A 21,297-nucleotide genomic window follows, 5' to 3' on the forward strand; every position below is an offset into this window, starting at 1 on the left:
ACTATGCAATTAGATCGTTATGATTTGCATATACTGCAGGTGCTTCAGGAAGATGGTCGTATCAGTAATCAAGACTTAGCTGATCGCATCAAGCTTTCGGCTTCTCCCTGCCTCCGCCGAGTCAAAATTCTAGAAGAATCAGGACTAATAACTGGTTACCACGCATTTATTGATGCAAAAAAACTAGGTCTATCGTTGATGGCACTTATTCACATTTCTATGGATCAACATACGCCTGAGCGTTTTACCAATTTCGAAGAAAACATAAACCAAATGGCAGAGGTGCTGGAGTGTCTATTAATAACAGGACAAGATGCTGACTATCAACTTAAGGTAGTAGTAAAAGATATGGATGCATATCAGGACTTACTACTTAATCAAATAACAAGAATCACTGGCGTGACGGGTGTGCGATCTAGCTTTGTACTGCGCAAAATAATCAATAAAACTGCATTGCCATTACCTATATAAATTACATAAAAATTTAATCCTGCGGACGCATATTGTTTCCGCTTTCAATATGGCATTGTTAAAGAGATATAAAATCTTAGTTTCTACTTTATATCCTCAATCACCATGTTTTAAGATATTCGCAGTTACTAAATTTTCTATCCAACAGCTTTATTCTGATATGAGGAACTGGTTGTCATCTGTTCTAATGTAAAAGACCCCTTGAGGATCTATTTTCAGCGCTCTAATCCTATATCCCGTTAATACGGGCTCTGCGTAAACGAAATTCGCGCCCTCCTTCTTAGCCCGATATAGGGTTTTAGAAGCCATACCGGCAAAAAAATAATTATTATCCCAATAGTCATTTTTGCCAGTGCTGGCATATTTAGCAATGGGTCCGATTCCTATCGATGGTAGAAATGTCATGACAGGCTTTTCATAACCCTCATGGCTATTAAATTGATTGCCATAATAATTGCCCATTCCATCTCTTTCATAAATGGTTCCATAACTCACAATTGGCCAACCATAATTTTTATTTCGCTTGATGAGATTAATCTCATCTCCCCCTCTAGGACCGTGCTCAGTTAGCCAAAGCTCATTCGACTCTCGATCATACATAAGTCCGCCTGACGGTGATCTAAGTCCTGACGCAAAGACTTCGGCATTCAGTCGTTTTAAATCGATACGAATAACTTTGCCGATAGAAGTGGTGTTGTCTTGCACACGTTCCGGTTTAGAAAAATCTCCTATACTCAAATATAAAATGTGATCATTTTCCCCCACAGCTAACTTTCCACCCACTTGATGACCTAATATAGGCTCCTTGATGGCGGGTCGACTTAAATATATTTCTCTTTTAAAGATAAGCTCGTGAGCTTCTTTATCCAATTCAAATTCGGATACCGCTAACCTCACTCCATTAAATTGATCGTCCCAAACGGTATAGGCGACGAAAAGTGAATTATTGATCAGTAATGAATCCTTAACACCTGATAGGTCTCTACAATAAACCACATTCTTAGCATCACTTTCTACTGTAGATTTCTCATTTCCAGGGATGAACTTGGATAATTTCTTTCCCGTTTTAGTTAACACTATTTCGCTATCCAATTTCGCAAAATGGATATCGCCACACTTACTTATAAAAAGATACTGTGCTTCATCAAGTTTCTCAAAAGGACCCATTGGGTAACCGTCTTCAAATGGCAAAGAAAATTCTTTGAGGTTTGAAGTACCGAAAACTGACTGAATTCGAACAGGCTCTTTTTCGATTTTAGGTGCATCAGTCATTAATAAAGTAGGCAAGTTTGAATCAATATCATTACTTGTTATGCCAGATGTTGCGATACAGCTTTGAAAAGCGAGAAAAAATACCACTACAAACAGAACAATTTTCTGCATTAATACCCCTGATGTTTTTTACATTTTGATTAGAAAATATTTGGAATAATGATGAGTAATTTAATCATAGTGATACAGCTTATATCACTGCACTAAAATTACATTTATAAAGATTTTCGTTTAGTTTTGATTAAATTTTCATCAAAGTGTTTCGATTTACAACTAAATGTTAACAAAAAAAGCCACCTAACGGTGGCTCAATTAATGGTTAATTATATTTCTGCGTCTTACACAAGCATCGCCAGTTTAAATTTAAGGAGTGCTTACTTCTAGGTTTTTTTTCATGGAGGAGTTAAAGAATCGCAATGCGTTACGTCCGGAATTCTTCGCTTTATACATGGCTAAATCAGCCTGTTTAAGTAAGTCATCCACACTGTACGTATTGCCGCAAAATAGACATACTCCAATACTGCCGCTAATACAGTACTCATTATCTTGTAAAAAATAGGGCTGGTTAATCATTGCACCAATCTTTTTCCCAACGATATTAGCTTCGATAGTTGCTCCTTTTATATCCTCGCTGAGGCCTTCCAACATCACCACAAATTCGTCACCACCTAACCGTGTGACGGTATCACCCTCGCGTACACTGTCCTGTAAGCGATATGCCACTTCCATCAATAGCATATCGCCAAAATTATGCCCTAAAGTGTCATTAAGTGTTTTGAAATGGTCGAGGTCGATGAACATAACTGCACCATAGCGGTGACTTCTCACACTACCGACAATTGCCTGCTGTAATCTATCTTGTAACAGGCGTCGATTGGGTAGTTGAGTAAGTGGATCATGAAAGGCAAGAAGCAAAATATTCTCCTGAGCCTCTTTAAACTCGCGGATGTCAGAAATTGCAGCGACGAAATTCGTGACCTGACCATCAGAGTTGGAAACTGCCGTTATCGTAAGCCGATAGGGATTAATTACACCATCCTTACGCTTGCTCCAAACTTCACCTACCCAACATTTATCATCCCGTAATGCTTTTAAAATATCTTGGTAAAACTGTTCATCATGGCGCTCGGAAATAAGCATTGTAGTTGTCTTGCCTAAAACTTCTTCCGTACTATAGCCAGTCAATTGAGTGAAAGACTTGTTAACGCGTAAAATCACGTTATTAGCATCAGTGACCATCACGCCTTCCTGCACTTCAAAAGCACTGGCAGCAATTTGCAACTCCTTCTGCTGTGCTTCTAATTGAGCATGAGCTAATCGTACGTTGTCCAGCGCCATATGCCGGTCAAGTGAATTAGCAAAGCCGCCCCCGCTGAAAAGAAGAAAGCAACCAGAGGTGACAATTAAAGCCAATAAATGGGGTTCGATTTGCAAACCACCAATTGAGCAGATACTGCCAGGCGCAAAAATAGCCCCCGCCATTGCAGTGTAGTGCATACCTGCAATTGCAAAGCCCATAATCACCGCGCCTAACAAGTGCTGAATGAGTGGATGCAATCCAGTTTTTTCACCAGCATATACAATAAGAAGCGCGCCAATAGCGGCCGTAATGGCAATGACAACGGAAAGAACGAATATCGTTGGATTGTAGCTGATCGCGGGTTGCATTTTGAGCGCTGCCATGCCCGTGTAATGCATCGCGGTGATGCCTAATCCCATAAAGAAACCGCCGATTACAATTTTTTTCAACTGCAGTTTTGGGCTTCGCAGCAAATAGAAACCGAGAAGGGCGGCAGCGATAGCAGGTAATACTGAGATAAAAGTCAGACGACTGTCATAAGCAACAGGGATAGTTAAATGAAAAGCAAGCATACCGATAAAATGCATCGACCAGATTGCCATGCCCAGAGTCAAACCACCGGCCATCATCCACGCCATAGCTTGATATCCAGTACTTTCCCGCATACGCTCAGCATGAGAAAGTGCTGTGAAGGAGCCAAACATGGCTATCAACACAGATAAGGCTATAAGATTACCGTTCCAGCTAATCGGCAAGGGCTTGTCTCCCTAAAACTCAAATATTTTTACAATAACCCAGTAATACTAGCTTGTAATCCACAAATCTTGTAGGTTCTCTTAAAAGACTAAATTTCGTTTATTTAAGAACAACGAGTTAACTGTATATTAAAAAGACAATGATGTAAATTTGTCTCAATTTTCTAGATAATCCTACTTAATTTTCACAAAAATATTAACTATTGGCTCGTACCTGCTGACGAATCAATCCAAATATCCCTGATTCCAAAGTACCTAAGCATAAGTCTCACCTATCGAGACTACCTCATGGAGGATTGGTCATATTTGGTCAAAGTCGTTCTTTGTAGCTTTTCTAATATTCATACTAATCAACCTGCAAATGGTATATACAATGACTATTATAAAGCTCAGTAAGTTAATTATTATTAGGATTTGATTTCGTTGTAGACAATTCACATAAGATATCTAAATGTCTGCTTTGGGCCGAATTACAACGATTCAGTAATAAACATAAGCGGTCCAAAGCAGACGTTGAAAACAAGATTTATTGATATTTGTTTAGTTGTTTTTATTTGTGAAAGCATGTTTTAACCGAAGAGTACCCAACTCAAGCTCTTTCAAATTAAGGCTTCCAAACCCTAGCCTAATGCCATTAATAGATTTGTTAGTATGAGAAAATAATGAGGCTGGCAAAATTTTGACTTTCTCTTCCAATGCTTTATGTGTAAAGTTTTCTATATCAATCGTTTCATTCAACTTCAGCCAAATAGCCAATCCTCCATTAGGAGAATTAAAGTTGATAAAATCTCCAAGCTCTTTTTGAAGCAACTCCATTAAAAAATTCCTTCTTTCGTTATAAGTTTTTAAGGTTCTGCGGATGTGTCTTTTGATCTCTCCCGACTCCATTAATGCTGCAACTGCTAGCTCGGTAATCGAGTTGCCTTGCCTGTCGATTAACATTACTTGTGATGAACAAGCATTGATGACTTCTTTTGTGGCGACTAAATATCCAACGCGTAATCCAGGCGCTAACACTTTTGAAAGCGAACCCACGTATATGATCCTGTCTGCATGACAGGTGCTTGCTAACGGAAAAACCGGGCGGTTATGAAAGTGGAACTCATGGTCATAGTCATCTTCGACAATGACAAAATCGTATTTTTCAGCAAGCATTACTAGTTTCATTCTTCGTTCCGCTGTCATCATCACAGTAGTGGGGAATTGATGATGTGGCGTGACGTAGATCGCTCGAATTTTATGTAGTTTGCACAAGGCTTCCAGCTCTTCAACATCGAGCCCATCTCTGTCTATTCCAACAGACAATATCTTTGCACCACACGATCTAAAAGCTTCTCTTGCGGGCGGATAACTTAATTCTTCGAAAACGACATAATCATTGTGGCTAACCAGCACGCGTGCTGCCAAAAATATACCCATCTGACTTCCGCGAGTGATACAAATGTTATCTACTTCTGAATTCAATCCTCTTTCCAAATTTAGCATATCTGAAAGGGCTTCACGTAACCTTAGATTACCTTTTGGATCTCCATAACCAAGTTTATTCGCTCTTACAGGTTCGATTAATGCATGTCGGAAAGCCTTTGACAATGTTTCAAAAGGTATCAATCGGGAGTCAGGGATACCATCATTAAAATCAATGATTTGAGTTATATCGTGTTTTTCGTTCGATGAAAAATATTTCTCATATAAAGGTTCCAAGGGTTCTAACTGCTGCTGCGCCAACACCGTTATTGAATTTTTTGAACTAGAAAAATGCGGAAGTTTGGCTGACACAAATGTCCCGCGTCGACTTTCTGTTGTAAGCCATCCTTGGGCAATCAACTCCTCATAAGCCAGAATGACTGTTTTTCTGTTGATATTTAATTTTGTTGCTAGTTCTCGAGTACCTGGCATCGCAGTCGAAGGTGCTAATCGACCTCTTTGAATTTCATCTGAAATTTGTTGTGCGATTTGCAAGTACACAACTACACCTGATGATTTTCTTACCTGTAATTTCAAATCCCAAGACCTCAACATATTCGCCCTTCAATTTTCTGGATTACTCAATAATAGCACCTCATTAAATTTTACTGGACCAGTAGAATTAATGAAACTGGATGTATTGAGCGAAATTACATTCTGTTACATTGCAGAAACGATTTGTAGCAAATGTATTTGTCACCAATAGTAATTTTTAATTTAACTAAGGATATCTATGTCACTCACCATTGATTCGCAATTATCAGATTGGCGTACCCATGCATTAAAGCTCGAAAAAGAGGTTAACAGTGTCATTGTGGGGCAAAAACATGCGATCCGCTTGATGAATACCGCAATTTTCGCACGCGGGCATGTCTTGCTTGACGGTGGTGTAGGCGTGGGTAAAACAACGTTACTGCAAGCGATAGCACGCGGAATCGGTGGTGCGTATGAGCGTATTGAAGGAACGGTCGATTTGATGCCGAATGACTTGATCTACCACACATTTCTGGGTCCGGATGGTCGGCCACAAATTGATGAAGGCCCATTATTGCGCGCTGGTGAAAATTTATCGGTCTTCTTTTTTAATGAAATCAATAGAGCCCGACCTCAAGTGCATGCATTAATGCTGAGAGTAATGGCCGAGCGCCATTTGAGTGCATTTAAAAAAGAATATCGCATGCCGCATATGATTGTATTTGCGGATCGAAACCAAGTTGAAAAAAACGAAACATTTGAAATTCCCACAGCTGCTCGTGACCGCTTCATGATGGAAATACCGATTGAAATACCTTCCGATCGTGAACTAAAAAAATCCTTGGTGTTTAATACAAAATTTCAAGATGCAGAAAAACTGACTCAGCAGGTAGAAAGTAACATTTTGCAGTTTGATCAGTTGAATGCTTTTTCCAGTCAGCTACAAAATCATATTCAATCAAGCGACGTATTAGAAGAGTATGCAATGGACTTGTGGGATGCCACTCAACACCCTGAAAAATTTGGCGTCAAGATGGAAAGTGTTGACATCACACGGCTGATTCAAACGGGCGCTAGTCCTCGCGGCATGGGTATGCTGCTGAAAGCAGCTAGAGTGAACGCCTGGCTGAATGGTCGTAATAGCATGTTCCCAGAAGATATCCACGCTATATTCCATGAAATTATTTCGCACAGATTGGTCTTTAATTCCATGTATGAGAATCGCAGAACGGCTTTAGCAAGAGAGTTAACTGCAAATATCATGAGTACTGTTGCAGTTCCAAGTCAAGTTTTTAGCAAAGCCGCTTAGGCCACCCTTCCCAATTATTTGGAACTCCAATGAGTGCTTCATATGCAAAAGCTTTTGAATATGTGATTCCCTGGAAATCGTCTAGCGTGCAACTAGGCGACCACCGGGGGACGCAGCGTGGCATAGGTTTAGAGTATCGCGGAAATGTCAATTTAGTAGACCACCCGGATGCGCGCCGTATGGATATCCGCCAGACAATTCGTGATCCATTCGAACAAGTACAGGTGAGGCAATTCAACCAGGAAAGCACAACCCCCATTTATGCGGTTTGTGACTTATCTAGTTCCATGCAATTCAAAGGTGTCCAGAAAAAGTTAGATAAAGCCATTGAAATATCCACAGCAATAGCGAATTCCGCTTATCAAATTGGTGATTTATTTAGTTTTATTGGCTACAACACCAAAGTGCTAGAGGAATTCACATTGCCATTGAGCCGCAACCTCCATCAGGCATCTGAAGTGATTGCAGAATTACAACATTATCAATTAATGCGCATAGGTTCTGAAGGCATTTTGGATGTGCCTAACTATTTAGGGCAAAACAGAGGTTTAGTTTTCTGGATTTCAGATTTCCATATGCCGTTAAGTATTATTGAACAAACACTTACTGCTATGTCATTGCATAAAGTCATCCCAGTGGCGATTTGGGATGACCAGGAGTACAAGAAACTACCTAAATTTGGATTTGAGACTTTTATCGATCCTGAAACAGGCTTCAATAAAACGCTTTTTTTAAGAAATGAAGTAAGGGCAGAGTTCATTAAAAAATTCCATCAACGCAGGCTTTCCCTCGAAGCCTTATTTTTGAAATTTGATTGCCCAGCTTTATTTATTCATGGCGATTACAAGCCAGAAATCATGACAAATTATTTTGAACAAAATATGAATCTATGAAAAAAATTACTCCCAAATTATCATCAATACTTATTGGCATGACCTTTTTAATGGCGGCAGTATTGTGTATGAATGCATCAGCAAAAGATGCTGTAGATTCAGTTTCAAACAAAGCGCTAATAGTTTCCGTTAGTAATCCAAACTCCAGTTATGGAATTCAAATAGGCGATGCGTTAGTCAGAAAAGTCATCATAAAAGCACCTTTGTCTTTTGAGTTAGCCGCTAATGATTTGCCCAAAAAAGGCAAAAAAGATAAGGGTATTGAGTTAACCGGCATTGATGTCAAAACAGATGTTCAAAAGACACACACCTTTTATACTTTAAATTTACATTATCAGCCATTCAATTCCAGCACTACACCTGTAGTGATGAGTTTACCGGTTGAGAATTTCCGTATCACCCATGTCAAAAAATCAGGTAACACTCCTCAAAATATAGAATTGCCAGCTTGGAATTTCTGGTTTTCCCCCATCGTTATCGGAGGAATAGATACTGCAGAAAAAAATATGCAGCCAGACGTGAAGCCGCCTTTAGTTGAAAACAGGAAAGATCAAATATTACTTATCCTGTTTGCAGTTTTATTGGTAGGAAGTGTATTAATCTTTGTATACATCAACGCAGATGGTCAATGGCTGCCATTCACAAGAGGCGCTTTTTCCAGGGCGCATAGACAGATTAAGCGTCTATCAAAAAAATCAGTGACGAAAACTGCAAAAGATGAAAAACAGGCCTTGGTCTACTTGCATGAAGCTTTTAATCAACATTACGGTGCAAACATATTCGCGCGTGATATTGACCATTTCATTCAGTTACGACCGACCTTCAAAAAAATGAAGGTCGATATAGAACAGTTTTTTGATGACTCTAACCATTCCTTGTACGCCATAGAAACCAATGATAGTGCCAAAGTAATTGAGGGTTTATTAACGTTAAGTAAACAGCTTCGCCATTGCGAACGAGGTATTTAAATGGAGATTTTAAATCCTTGGGCATTCGCTTTGTTGCCGATCATCGGTATCCCGTTTTGGCTGAAAGGCCATCAAGGCAAGATGTATACCTGGCTTGATTTATTGCCACAAGATGAACTTTCGGAAAGGCTTAATCTGGCCATCAAAATCATTATGGCGCTGGTATTAACCTGCATCATCATTGCAATGGCTGGGCCACGTGGTCATGATGAAAAAGTGCAGCGCGCTGGTAAGGGGGCACAAACAGTCATGGTCATCGATCGCAGCGTTAGTATGGATCATCCCTTTGCAGGGGATTCTTCCGGAAATGCAGCGGAGATTAAATCTGTCGCCGCACGAAGAATTATTACGCAGTTTATTGACTCTCGCCCTGATGACATGATGGGTGTGGTCGGTTTTACTAACTCCGCTTTATACGGCATTAAAATCACGACTAATCGTGATGCCATACATGCTGCGATTTTAGCCGCTACTAGCCCTTCTCTGAATCAAACCAATATCGGCGCAGGGTTAACTGAAGCAGTCGGCTTGTTCGACCAGATTCAAAACTCAGGATCAAGAGCGATTATCTTGCTTTCTGATGGTGCCGGAAAACTTAGCCCGCGTATCAAGTTTTTATTGAGCGAGAGATTAAAGCGGCGCGGCTTGAGTATCTACTGGATCATGCTACGCGAGCCGGGCGAACCCAGCATATTCACAAAAGAAGTCTATGATGAAGCTCGCGAACCGAATTCAATCGTGTTGCATAAGTATTTCCAGTCATTAGGCCTTAAATACAAAGCTTACGAAGCCGATAATCCGGAGACATTGGAATCAGCCATTAACGATATTGATTCCCGTGAAAAAAAGACCATTAAATTTACCGAAATAATTGCCGGATATGACTATTCAAAAGTTTTCATCATCCTGGCATTTGTATTAATTGCTTTGATGTTAGCCGTTAAAAACCTAAAGGTGCATGAATGAAAAACAGAATCGTCCGCATTAACCAAATAATAGGGCTCATTTTTTTGACAGGATTAATTGGTACGAGTTATGAACTGTATCAATTTAAAAAAATTGAAAAAGTGAACAGGCAATTATTATCTGGCCAGGTTCTGGATATGGAAACTTATCCATTCCACCAAAAATATTCTGATGCGTATCAACAGGCTAAATCGGGCAACTACAAGCATGCCATACAAGGGTTTGGCCAATTAATGGAGCCGCCTAAAAAAGATCAGGAAAATCAGTTTGAGATTGATAAAAAACTGAAATCACAGATCCATTTTAATATTGCTAATAACTTATTCCGGTCTGGCTTACAAAGATTAGTCAATGAAGATGGTGAACTTCAAGAGGAGGCTAAATTCAATTACTTGCAGGCAAAAGCATCCTATGAGCAAGCTTTAAAACTGGATCCTTATTCAAAAGCGTCAAAGTTTAATCTCAGCTTATTACTCTCCATCATTCCAAAAAATATCAAAACAGTCGCGCAAGATCCATCGGGTATGGAGATTAGTAATTTGCCACAAGGATTGCCATGAAAAATCTCATTTCAAAATTGAGGGCAAAATATGAAAGTGTTTTATTAGTATTAGCGTTGGTTTTTTTGCTACTAGCTTTAATCAAACCCGATATACAACTCAAACAAGAGGTGCATAACTATCTGTTAGTGGCCGATGTTTCGCAAAGCATGAACGCGGAAGACATGAAAGTTGGCAATAAAGTCGTTAGCCGTTTAGCCTACTCGCAGCACATGATGAAACAAGTCGTAAAATCTTCACCTTGCGGGACTTACGTCAGCGTAGGAATTTTTGCGGCCGAGAATGTAGCGCTGCTTTTTATGCCTTTAGAGGTTTGTGCTAATTTCGATATCATTACAGATACCATCAATCATCTTGAATGGCGCATGGCATGGAGCGGTAATAGTCGCATGACGTTCGGGATCAAAGCGGCAGAAGCGACTTTCCAATACCTTAATATTCCCGCCCAGATGCTTTTCTTTACAGATGGCGATGAAGCGCCTAAAGCAAATGGCATTAATAAACTAGATATCAGCGATGTTCGCATCGGCAAAAATGTGATATTTGTGGGTGTTGGCGGTACTGACCCGGTCCCGATAAAACGTTTCAATGCTAACAATAAGTTTGTGGGTTATTGGGGTACAGATGCCGCTGCAGAAAGCGCTGGTGGGGGTATTATGTATAACGATGCTAGCAAAGATGATCCCGATCCTCCTGTTGCATATGCTGAGTTTGATCGATTTTTATCGAAACAAGATACTGAACATTTAAAAGACATGGCTAGTGAAATTAAAGGACAATACATTGAAGGGTCTGATACACCCGGTTTTTACGAATTCGTGCAATCACAAACACCTGCTGCAAAATTTGTAACGGCTTATTCTATAAGATGGATATTATTACTTATTGCTGTTTTACTCGTACTATCCACTTATTTACCTGATTTACTTTCATATCGTTTAAATAAGAAAAAATTTAATAAGAGCCAATAGCATCCTTAAGGAACATTCGACTACTGTATAAAACCAGTTATGTAATTTGATAATTATCATTACGCTGCAGTGAGACTTATATATAGCTCTAACAATCTTTTATTGAACAAACTAATTTTGTAAATCTGAAGAATATTCTATTAGGAATCTATGTTTATTGGTTTAAGTGCGTTCCCATTAACACCATTATTTAATGGTTTTTTAGATGAAGAAGCTTTCATTAAGCTTATTGTTCGGCTCACACAAGCAAAAGTAGATTCAATTGGCGCACTTGGTTCAACTGGGAACTACGCATACCTTTCGCGAAAGGAGCGTTACCAGATAGCAAAAATTGCAGTTGATCATTCTGAAAATATCCCTGTCATGGTAAGTATCGGTGCTGTTAGAACATCGGATATCTTATTGCTGGCGGAAGATGCTCAATTGGCAGGCGTGGACGCTGTTCTTTTAGCCCCTGTTTCATACCAGAGACTTACACAGGATGAAGTATATTGTTTATATGCTGATGTCTGCAGGAATCTATCAGTACCGTTATGCATCTATGATAATCCTGGTACGACACATTTTGAATTTAGTGATGAACTGTATATTCGAATCTCCGAGTTACCCAATGTAAACTCTATTAAAATTCCTGGCGTGCCGACAGATACTCACCAAGCAAAATCTAGAATTGAGAAACTCCGGTCATTCTTGCCTGCAAAGGTAACAATTGGGATTAGTGGAGATTGGCATGCAATGAATGGTATTAAAGCTGGCTGTGATATTTGGTACTCTGTAATTGCTGGGCTCTACCCTAAACTAGCACGTAAAATAATACTGGTAGCATCTAGTGATGATTTGCAACTTTATGAATCACTTACTCAACAACTTGAGCCTCTATGGGCGTTATTTAAACAATTTGGAAGTCTAAGGGTAATTGCTGCCGTTGCTGAGTTAGAAGGAATAATCACAGAGCCTTGTTTACCTGCTCCACTTATGTCACTGAATCCGGAAGCTCGCAAAACGTTAAATGAAGTGATTAACCAAATGAAAAATATTTCACTCATTTCTGAATAGGGAATTTTCACTGCTATGTACTCATCAACGTTTATCTTTGCGAAGAAGCAGTTCGATAACGAGTTTTATCGCCTAGACCAAGCAATTGCGGAAGCAGCTAAAGAAATCCCTGGCTACATTGGAGAAGAAATCTGGGAAAATCCAAATACAGGGCTTGTCTCGAATGTTTACTACTGGGAGACCCTAGAATCATTACAAGCTTTAATTAAACATCCAAAGCATTTAGAAGCTAAAGCTGCTCAAGAAAATTGGCTTAATGGATATCAAGTGGTTATTTCTGAGGTCATTAAAACCTATGGGGATGCCAAGCTGACTTCTCTGCCGTTATCCAAAGCGGGCTAAGCTCTCCGCTAAGAACAGCTCACTACAGAGAGTCGGCGTATCCAACAAATCTCTAATGACTACTTTGGTGCCGCTTAGTGTCGATGGGTAAAGTCGGCCCTTTTCGGACTATTAATTGCCTGTTTTTATTCAGCTTGTTGCTTTAGTTCTGAATAATTTGTTCCAAATCTTAATTTAGTCGTGTAACACCTTCATGAATAGCAATAAATGGCATAACTAATCTATATTTCTCCATCAATATTGCGGGTTTGCCAATTCTTGCTACACCATCTTCGTTAACAAAGTTATTGTCGTATCGCTTCAGTTCAAATGTATCGACCAGAAGCAAAAATCTGGGGGGGGGTTATAAAATCAGGTGGATGGATTTTAAGTATCAGAAGTGAATTTCAGAAGAGTACTTAGTTTCAAAGTTTTATAGTTATTAACTCACTGATGTTTTGCATCATCCACCCTTTACATTTCCCACCTTTCAAGCTTGCCAGGTTATAGATGTCATAAAAAATATATAACAATCAGAGAGGGTTTGTATGAAACAAAAAAGAGGATGCCTTTTGGTGTCAGTATTTTTATTCGGAACCACCACGCTTACACAGGCTGAAGAAGTCACTATTACAGATGCAATTGACATTATTAAAGAGAGTCCAACTGAATTAATTACATCAACACATCATCTTAACGGTAATGTTGGTGTTTACACCGATTACTTATTTAGGGGGATATCATACGGAAGAGGTAGAGGTGCTTTTCAAGCTGCTATTGATTATTCAAATGATAACGGTTTCTTCATTGGGTTGGGTTATACCAACGTGGATAAGGGCGCCATTTATGGCAACACCTATGAAACAGATGTTTATGCAGGATTCAAGAAAAAGTTTGCTGAAAATTTGGCAGTGACGACAGGTTTTATCACCTACTATTACCCACAAAATAACCATTATGTTGGACAGCATCCTCATGTGACGGAACTAAATCTTGCAATTGATTATCGTCAGTTCAATGTTAAATACTCGCATTCGTTGACTGATTGGTTTGGAGTCAATTCAGTTTCAATGGGGCACCAGATTATCGGCAGTCATGAAATGGGAGTTGGCGACTCTAAAGGCAGTTACTATTTGGAAGCCAACTACACTACTCAAATTTCGAATTCAAATATTAACTGTGTCATCCATGTAGGTCATCAATCGGTTAATAACTACCATATCGCCGATTACACCGACTATTCAATCGGCCTCAACAAGGACTTCACCGTTGCCAACTTAAAAGGTTGGAATGCTGGCATTAGTTATGTGGCACTTGATGCCAATCATGACTGGTATGTAGCGAGTGATGGCTATAAAACTGCTGAAAACAAATTCTTTGGCTTCATTCGGTTCAATATGTAATACGGGTGAATTTAATCAGTCAAAAGTCAATTTATAAGCCCCGTTCTTCTCCAAAATTTCTTACTTTGAATGGGGCTTTTCCTCAGATAGTAAAAACTGGCATTCTTATCCCAATGGCAACTCTGTATTACACCCTAAAAAAACCAATCAAAATTAGCTCATGGCAAACCCTTAACTTGGTGATTATATGATTTCACGCGGCAAAATCACTACCCATTAGCATATGTAATGCCGTTTCTTACCATCGTATAACAATTGTCACGTCTAAAATCAAACTTCGATTATTACTAAACTGGATTAATTATGCGCACTCAATCACTATTTTTTTCGGCTCGCATCCCTAAAGCGGTTACTGCGACCTCCATCACGTTGAAATCTCCGTTATCCATAATATTGGCAGCTACACTTGGACTAGCCTCCCAAGGAGTGCTGGCTGACGGCGCCATTCTTGCAGAAAAAGGTAGCTGTCTGATGTGCCATGCCATTGAAAAACGAACTGTGGGGCCAGCATTCAAAGACATAGCTGCAGCATACAAAGGTCAGGATGTAGAAGATAAATTGATCACCAAAATCAAAAAGGGCGGTCGTGGCACTTGGGGCGTGTTACCTATGCCTCCTAACGAAGGTAAATTAACAGACGATGAGTTCAGAGAAGTTGTGCGCTGGATCAGAACTCTGTAAATCAGCTTTATCGACTCTAATTATACTTTAGCGGGCTTGTCCCGCTTTTTTGATTTGTAGGATCATGCAGTGTTTGCAAGCTAAAATGTAAGATATGTGAGATAAGAATTCAGATAAACCAGCCTGCAATAGGCCTCTTTAAATTTAATTGCTTCGTTACTTCGCAGACATGATCTGCATCAAATCAATTTTTCACAATCGGGATACCACGAAATGAGCTTCCACGGCCCATATCCAACTTCATGGACAGTGCTCCGCTGCCACATTTATCGAGGCACGCACCACAGCGCGTACAGTCGCTATTGGTTACCGTAATGGCTTTCTGGGCAAACAAGGGCGCTAGTACATGAGGTTCAGGGCAAACTTTGATGCAGTCGGTACAACCTGAGCACGAATCGGTATTGAGTGCAGTAACACGCAACCTACCATAATGCCCAATCCATCTGTAAAAAGCGCCCACTGGGCAAAGATGCCCGCACCACCCACGACGTGTCACGAGAAAATCAAACAGGAACAATGCTGCGAGAAATGTGAGTCCGGCAGCAGAACTCCACATGATTTCACGCTGCAACAGCGTGATCGGATTGATGTTCTCCCAGGCCAGTGTGCCAGTGATTACAGACAGCACTAACGCCATTACCAGCAGCACCGACCGCAGGTCTTGCGACATGGTCAGGTTGCCCTTTATTTTGAGTTTCTGCCGCAGCCAGTGTGCAGCATCGGTCAAAATATTAATCGGACATACCCAGCTGCAATAAATGCGACCGCCAAAAAATGCGTAAAAACCTGCCACAATGGCAGCTCCAATCAGCGCAGTCTGCGCCAGAGGAGCGCCCGCAAGCAGCGATTGAAGCAGCACGAAGGGGTCGCTAAGCGGCACATTCCAAAACCAGAAACTGGAGGACAGATTACCGTGGGCGATATGCCCTACTTCCGGAATATCAACGACAAAAGCAAGTACGATCAGAATTTGCAGCGTGCGGCGCATCAGCAGCCAGCGATGGCTTTTCAGGAAAGAAACAATACGCCGGAATAAATTAGCTATTACCACACCGTGCGCCCCATGGCGTTCGTACCGGAAACACCCAACCCTAATTCACGCGGCAGCACTCGTATCGCCGCTTCGGACAGTACGCAATGTTTCTCACAGGTGCCACAACCTGTACACTTATCGGGGTCCACTGTCGGAATCTGCAACAGGCCTTGCTCGTTCTGTATCGGTTTCAGCGAAATTGCCTCACCCTGGATCGGACATACGCGTACGCAGATACTGCAGGTCAAGCCTTTATAATTTAGGCAGTTTTCGTGATCTACCAACACCGCCACACCCATATCTGCCTTGCGGATATCTATCAGTAATGGGTCAAGGGCACCGGTTGGACAGGCTTTCACACAAGGAATATCAGTGCACATGCGGCAAGGATCCTGGCGTGCTACAAAAAACGGGGTACCCAATGGCGCTTGGTCAGCCCAGCTTGCCAGCTTGAGTATGTCGTAGGGACAATCATTAACACATAAGCCGCAGCGGATGCAGGTCGAATCAAACTCTTTTTCCGGCAACGCGCCAGGCGGTCTAAGAATTTTGGCAGCACGCGCAGGCCGTGAGAAAATTGCTGCCTGCGCAACAACAGTGCCGAGCATCCCCAGGCCAGCATGACGAAATATACGTTTTATGGCTTTCCTGCGCTCTGGCTCTTCTATCACAGACTTGTCCACTGACTCTTTTGCAGGCATATGCTTCGACATATCTTGCTCCAATCTTAATCTCTATATTGCAGTCATCAATCAGCTTGGCTTATCACTCATCTATCATCATGTTTGCTCGTATCACCGGATGGATCCAGCACCGGAACACATACTCGCCTTCGGCATCATCCGGTACCGTCCAGCTGACAATATCACCAGGAATTTGAATTTCAAGATTGACCACAGTACCGTCAGGATAAGTTACATAAAGTGCATGTGTAATATTCGAACGGTTTTCAATCTCGATACGATCTTTGCGTTTTGGAACAAATGACCACGCTTCAAGCTCATGATGAGACAGCGTCATTTTGTGCAGCTTTGCTCCTGGGGCCAACGGAGTAACTACGCCCTGTTCCGCTCTGGACGGGTAAACTTTTTCTGAAGAATCATGTACTGCAGGATGATGTTCAGTTGCACTATAAGCGGATGTACATACGCTCAAGGTCATAGCTGCTATCAAGATCACATCACAGAATTGCAATCGCGGAACACTGGCTTGGTTTGTATTAACAACACCGAGCAAGCCTGTAATCGGTTTCGCTACGATATCCTCTATTTTCTTTATACGCATACTCACTCCGGCATCTTTGGGTAATCCACCCTCAATGGGCCACCATCCAAAGTCTCAACAAACTCGATTAAGGACAACATTTCCACCTCGGTAAGTTCAAATGGTTTCATTTCCAGCGAACGGCTCTTACGGTCAATGCCACCCTTTTCATAGTGTTTGATCGTTTCCTCCAGACTCGACATGGAACCATCGTGCATATAGGGACCATTAATCGGCAGATCACGCAACGATGGTGTCTTGAATGCATACTGCATGAGCGTTACCTCTGGTGGCACCTTTGCACCTCGGCCCAGGTCGTCGGTACGCAACCCGATATCGTGGAAGCTGTCATCAGTAAATCGCCATGATTTATGGCAGGAGGCACATTGCGCCTTGCCTGTAAACAGTTTAAAACCGCGCTTGGAGCGCTCGCTGATAGCGCTTTCATCACCAGTAACCCAACGGTCAAAAGGCGAAGTATTGGAAACCAGCGTTCTCTCGAAACTAGCCAGCGCTTCGGTAATGCGTTTTTTGTTAACACTGACATCACCAAAAGCCTGCGTGAACAAAGGGCGATACCCTTGAATACTTTCCAAGCGTGCTACCACGCTCGGCAAATCAAAATTCATTTCATGCTGGGTAGTAATCGGCAGCACAGCCTGAGCCTCTAAAGAACCGGCACGGCCATCCCACATCAAGGCTGAAAGCCACGCGCTATTGAGCACGGTTGGGGTGCGGCGTGCATTTGCTACACGTTCTGAACCCAGAGGACGTAAACGGCCATCACTCCAGCGCTTATCTGGCGCATGACATGTGGCACAAGACATACTATTGTTGCGAGAAAGACGCGTATCGAAAAACAACGTTTTGCCAAGATTTGCTTTTTCTTCCGTCAATGGATTGGATGAAGGTGACGGAATTCCCTCCGGCCGACGATAATCGTTTTTTGAAACTATATCGCCAGCGTGTGAAACACACGTCACCGCCATGTTCATGATAAGAATCAGGCCCATTAAGCAAGTACCGAGCCTAGTTCTCATTTTCATTTTAGCTAGCCTTACCAACAACTGGTGAAATGGTGCAGTGATATGTCATATCATCATTATCAGCACCGAAACACCAAACGATGTCGTTGTTGAACTCTGGACGATACACTGGCAACTCACCTTGTGTATTGAAGCAGCCGCAACGAGTGGCAGTTTGTTTACCACAGCAGTCACGGTACGCAATCAGATATGTCTGACCATCGCCAGGGTTGAAGCAACTGGCAACCCATGAGCTTGGTGACAGGCTTGAACCTGGTGGGCAAGAAGTCAAGCTACCACCATTACAATCACATATTTGACCGTCAATAGAGCAATGACGCCAGTAGTCACAAGCTTTTGGATCTTTATCCTGTGGCACCCATCCACGTTCACGGGTCATGCTGTTAACACTGGCTGCCTGTGCTTCACCGAGACCAAGACGAGCGCGACGGTCAACTGGCAGCAAAGGTAACAGTGCTGAACCTGCTAAAAACATACCTAGTTTACCGATAAAGCTACGGCGGCCAGTGTAATTGGCAGTGGTACGCGCCAATTTTTCAATGGTAGAATCAAATCGTTTGTTTTCTTTCATTTTGTTTTCCTTATCCTAAATATTTGAACTTTTAGACTTAATTAATGAATACCTTTTTTTCGTCTGCTTGCAGTAACGGAGTCGTGCTGTGCTTCATGAAGTCCTGTAAAGTTGAATGACCTTCACGAACTGTTTCAAACAAGCTTTCAACATGCTCACGTGTATTACATAGGCCTTTGCCAAGGATCACCCCATCTGCGTCGAGCAACACGCCATAAGGAACTTTAGAAATTTGATAACGGATACCAATTTCAGCTGAAACAACATAACGCTCATTTTGCAGCGGATGGTTACGAAGGAACTCAAGGTGTTCAGCGCGTGTACCATCACTGATCAGCACTACATCAGTTCCTTCTGCAGCAGCTACTGAACGAATGATCGGCAGTAACTTAGCGCAGATTGGGCAGCTAGGACCAGTGAACATCAACAGGCTTGGACGGTTTGGTGTAACCGCACGACCAACTACAATCGGCGCACCGTCAAACGTCGTCAGACTGAACACTGGTGAGCGTTCGCCGACTTCAGGGCCGTTGTCGAGCAACATTGCACCCAGCGGAGCGGAACGCTCGTGTAACAGACCAATTTGTCGTATAACGCCAAGCATCAATGCTGCCAGGCTTAAGAATGCGCACCACAAAAACACATTCGATGCAATCATAAATCCAGTATTCATTTCTATTCTCCTAAATATAAACTAACTTTTTTTGGCACGTGGGTCGTGTAACCCCACGATTAGATCCGCAGCAAGATAAAGCATCGCAAACATCGCAGCCGCCGCGATACCGATCACTACTGATTCAAATGTCATTGTTGACAAACTAACAGTTACATTAGCGGTGAAGAGACTCACTGCGGCGAGTGCAAGGGCACGCATTACGTGGAACATGCCGATGCGGCTCACACTGGTCGGGCGACGTACGCAACCACAGTCAATGTGGGTGCGGCCACGTCCGACATTAATCGCTAGCGCCATTGCAAACATCATAAACAGGCCTGCCGCTACCCACGCAGCCACCTCGCGCGCTGGCGGCACCAGCAATGCTATGGCGCTGGCAAGCTCCAACCAAGGTAGAAGCTTCGCGAAAGGGGCGACCATAAAGGAAGGAAGCAGCCGATAGTTGGCAACCACACCCTGAAACTCATCTGAATTGCGGATTTTTGGAATTGCTGCCGCAGCCAGAACAAGTGCCAGGAAAAGTGAAGCAAATACCGGAACAATCGGGTCATTAATCAGCCAGTTCATGATTTACTCACTTATCCATCGTAATGATCATTTGAGGGGCTTTGCCCATCTCGTCCATTGATGCCAACTGCTTACCGCCCACCGCGTCAAATGTATAGATGATTTTGTGCTCAATTGAAGCTGCAATCAGCGTAGGATTTTTGTCCTGGGTCACAGCAATAGAATCAATCGCATGTTTCAGGTCAATACGGCGCAAACGTTTACCGGTTGTACCATCAGCAACCACTACAAAACGGCTAGCTAATTTATGCGTCCATTTAGCACGCTGGTCTGCCAGCAGATAGATTTCGTTACGCTCTTTATGGAAAGCAATTGGTTGCCAACCACCTGGACCCCACTTATCTTTCTTCTCTTTATCGCTGAAAATCTCGATTGGTTTCAAGAATTCAGCACCGGAGTCAGTCAACTTAGCCTGGAAGATCTTACCTTCGTAAGTTGGCCATACTAAACGACCAGCGGAGTTTGAGTAGTACGGGTTATTGTGCAGATACTCATTCTCGGCATGGAATACTTTAGTATTTTTCTGCTTGGCATTACCTTGGTCGTCATAAGCCACTTGCAGCAATGAGCCGTCACGACAGTGCATGAAGAAGTTTTGTTTGGCCGCTGGGAAAATGTGATAACAGTCTGGAACAGCCATCGTCTTCACAAACTTCTTGTTTTCCAGATCAACCAGACCCACGCCAGATGTTGGTGAGAACTGCTGAATCAGCATGTGTTTGTCATCAACACTCAAAGCTGCCGTACGTTCCATTAACCCGGTTAAAAAGCGGATTTCAGGAATATCAATATCTGCAACTGGCTCAAGTGTTTGCGTATCATGCAACCTAACGTAGTCATCTCTCTTACCATGAGCAATACGATCGTAAGTTGTATTAGCAATACCTACAAACTTAGAGCTTGACATCACATGAGGCAGTTTCCCACCATCGATCAAGCCATGCAGTTGTAGCTTGTTGTCATTTGCACCCATTACATACGTTTGAGAAGTCATATTGAAGTGACCAGGATCAATCACGTAAAAGCGCTTAGGGTCACTGGGCGGAGCTTTTTCAACTGACAAATTGTCAATCTTTAGGCTGCCAACTGTGGCAAGTTGTTTTGGCACTGCTTTTTGAACTTCAGCAAACGCAGGTTGCGCCGCCACCAACAAAGCGGCGATTGCCAACTTGCCTGCAAAGCGAGTTTTCAACCCGCGCTGCCCGTTTGTTGTTTGATTATTTAAAGTAATCATATTTTCTCCCGACATTATTAAAATTTATAAAATGCACTTCTTA

22 protein-coding genes are annotated in these 21,297 nt (G+C 42.0%); 11 read left to right on the forward strand and 11 right to left on the reverse strand.

The window, feature by feature from the left end; genetic code table 11:
- The first annotated feature begins 3 nt into the window (after positions 1–3).
- Positions 4–471 (forward strand): Lrp/AsnC family transcriptional regulator, encoded by a 468-nt coding sequence (locus tag METVE_RS0104070; RefSeq protein ID WP_020167172.1) that lies wholly within the window; start codon positions 4–6, stop codon positions 469–471.
- 150 nt (positions 472–621) lie between these two features.
- On the opposite strand, the gene METVE_RS0104075 is transcribed toward METVE_RS0104070, so the two are convergent.
- The 3 genes from METVE_RS0104075 to pdxR form a co-directional block, all read right to left on the reverse strand.
- Positions 622–1,854, reverse strand: coding sequence for a PQQ-dependent sugar dehydrogenase (locus tag METVE_RS0104075; RefSeq protein WP_020167173.1), 1,233 nt, complete (start codon positions 1,852–1,854; stop codon positions 622–624).
- Between the two features lie 252 nt (positions 1,855–2,106).
- A complete protein-coding gene (locus tag METVE_RS0104080; protein ID WP_020184184.1) occupies positions 2,107–3,798 on the reverse strand; it encodes a diguanylate cyclase domain-containing protein in 1,692 nt (563 codons plus the stop codon).
- A gap of 540 nt (positions 3,799–4,338) precedes the next feature.
- Positions 4,339–5,817 carry a MocR-like pyridoxine biosynthesis transcription factor PdxR gene (gene pdxR, locus METVE_RS0104085; RefSeq protein ID WP_020167175.1) on the reverse strand — a complete coding sequence of 493 codons (1,479 nt, stop codon included), beginning with the start codon at positions 5,815–5,817 and terminating at the stop codon, positions 4,339–4,341.
- Between the two features lie 178 nt (positions 5,818–5,995).
- Here pdxR and METVE_RS0104090 point away from each other — a divergent pair, with 178 nt between their 5' ends.
- The 10 genes from METVE_RS0104090 (at position 5,996) to METVE_RS0104135 (ending at position 14,864) form a co-directional block, all read left to right on the forward strand.
- The gene (locus tag METVE_RS0104090) at positions 5,996–7,045 is read left to right on the forward strand and encodes an AAA family ATPase (protein ID WP_020167176.1); all 1,050 of its coding nucleotides are present in this window, start codon (positions 5,996–5,998) and stop codon (positions 7,043–7,045) included.
- Between the two features lie 29 nt (positions 7,046–7,074).
- Complete coding sequence (locus METVE_RS0104095; protein WP_020167177.1) at positions 7,075–7,938, forward strand: DUF58 domain-containing protein; 864 nt, start codon at positions 7,075–7,077, stop codon at positions 7,936–7,938.
- Positions 7,935–8,906 (forward strand): hypothetical protein, encoded by a 972-nt coding sequence (locus METVE_RS0104100; protein WP_020167178.1) that lies wholly within the window; start codon positions 7,935–7,937, stop codon positions 8,904–8,906. The genes METVE_RS0104095 and METVE_RS0104100 overlap by 4 nt, the downstream gene beginning before the upstream one ends.
- Entirely contained in the window at positions 8,907–9,872 is a 966-nt protein-coding gene (locus METVE_RS0104105; protein ID WP_020167179.1) for a vWA domain-containing protein, read from the forward strand.
- A 44-nt stretch (positions 9,873–9,916) separates the two neighbouring features.
- Entirely contained in the window at positions 9,917–10,432 is a 516-nt protein-coding gene (locus tag METVE_RS0104110) for a hypothetical protein (RefSeq protein ID WP_232415545.1), read from the forward strand.
- Positions 10,429–11,403 (forward strand): vWA domain-containing protein, encoded by a 975-nt coding sequence (locus METVE_RS0104115; RefSeq protein WP_020167181.1) that lies wholly within the window; start codon positions 10,429–10,431, stop codon positions 11,401–11,403. The genes METVE_RS0104110 and METVE_RS0104115 overlap by 4 nt, the downstream gene beginning before the upstream one ends.
- A 150-nt stretch (positions 11,404–11,553) precedes the next feature.
- Positions 11,554–12,459, forward strand: a complete 906-nt coding sequence (locus METVE_RS0104120; RefSeq protein WP_020167182.1) for a dihydrodipicolinate synthase family protein — start codon at positions 11,554–11,556, stop codon at positions 12,457–12,459.
- Positions 12,460–12,474: 15 nt separating this feature from the next.
- Positions 12,475–12,801, forward strand: a complete 327-nt coding sequence (locus tag METVE_RS0104125) for an antibiotic biosynthesis monooxygenase family protein (protein ID WP_020167183.1) — start codon at positions 12,475–12,477, stop codon at positions 12,799–12,801.
- 527 nt (positions 12,802–13,328) lie between these two features.
- Entirely contained in the window at positions 13,329–14,183 is an 855-nt protein-coding gene (locus METVE_RS0104130; protein ID WP_020167184.1) for a TorF family putative porin, read from the forward strand.
- 303 nt (positions 14,184–14,486) lie between these two features.
- Positions 14,487–14,864 carry a c-type cytochrome gene (locus tag METVE_RS0104135; protein WP_020167185.1) on the forward strand — a complete coding sequence of 126 codons (378 nt, stop codon included), beginning with the start codon at positions 14,487–14,489 and terminating at the stop codon, positions 14,862–14,864.
- A 184-nt stretch (positions 14,865–15,048) separates the two neighbouring features.
- Here the strand turns inward: METVE_RS0104135 and napH are convergent, their stop codons facing one another.
- Genes napH through mauB form a run of 8 tightly spaced genes read right to left on the reverse strand, consistent with a single transcriptional unit; the run spans position 15,049 to position 21,254 of the window.
- Positions 15,049–15,915 (reverse strand): quinol dehydrogenase ferredoxin subunit NapH, encoded by an 867-nt coding sequence (gene napH, locus METVE_RS0104140; RefSeq protein WP_020167186.1) that lies wholly within the window; start codon positions 15,913–15,915, stop codon positions 15,049–15,051.
- Positions 15,909–16,610: a ferredoxin-type protein NapG gene (gene napG, locus METVE_RS0104145; protein ID WP_020167187.1), complete on the reverse strand. Its 702-nt coding sequence runs from the start codon at positions 16,608–16,610 to the stop codon at positions 15,909–15,911. Before napG ends, napH begins: the two co-directional genes overlap by 7 nt.
- A 52-nt stretch (positions 16,611–16,662) precedes the next feature.
- Entirely contained in the window at positions 16,663–17,181 is a 519-nt protein-coding gene (locus METVE_RS0104150; RefSeq protein ID WP_020167188.1) for a hypothetical protein, read from the reverse strand.
- Positions 17,182–17,183: 2 nt separating this feature from the next.
- Positions 17,184–18,206, reverse strand: coding sequence for a tryptophan tryptophylquinone biosynthesis enzyme MauG (gene mauG, locus METVE_RS0104155; protein ID WP_232415380.1), 1,023 nt, complete (start codon positions 18,204–18,206; stop codon positions 17,184–17,186).
- 1 nt (position 18,207) lies between these two features.
- On the reverse strand, positions 18,208–18,777 hold the full coding sequence (gene mauA / locus METVE_RS0104160) for a methylamine dehydrogenase (amicyanin) small subunit (protein WP_020167190.1): 570 nt from the start codon (positions 18,775–18,777) through the stop codon (positions 18,208–18,210).
- 37 nt (positions 18,778–18,814) lie between these two features.
- Entirely contained in the window at positions 18,815–19,450 is a 636-nt protein-coding gene (gene mauD / locus METVE_RS0104165; RefSeq protein WP_020167191.1) for a methylamine dehydrogenase accessory protein MauD, read from the reverse strand.
- 21 nt (positions 19,451–19,471) lie between these two features.
- Complete coding sequence (locus METVE_RS0104170) at positions 19,472–20,020, reverse strand: MauE/DoxX family redox-associated membrane protein (protein WP_020167192.1); 549 nt, start codon at positions 20,018–20,020, stop codon at positions 19,472–19,474.
- Positions 20,021–20,027: 7 nt separating this feature from the next.
- A complete protein-coding gene (gene mauB / locus METVE_RS0104175) occupies positions 20,028–21,254 on the reverse strand; it encodes a methylamine dehydrogenase (amicyanin) large subunit (RefSeq protein ID WP_051085506.1) in 1,227 nt (408 codons plus the stop codon).
- Positions 21,255–21,297 lie beyond the last annotated feature (43 nt).

The sequence above is a fragment of the Methylotenera versatilis 79 genome (genome assembly GCF_000384375.1).
Lineage (GTDB): Bacteria > Pseudomonadota > Gammaproteobacteria > Burkholderiales > Methylophilaceae > Methylotenera_A > Methylotenera_A versatilis_B.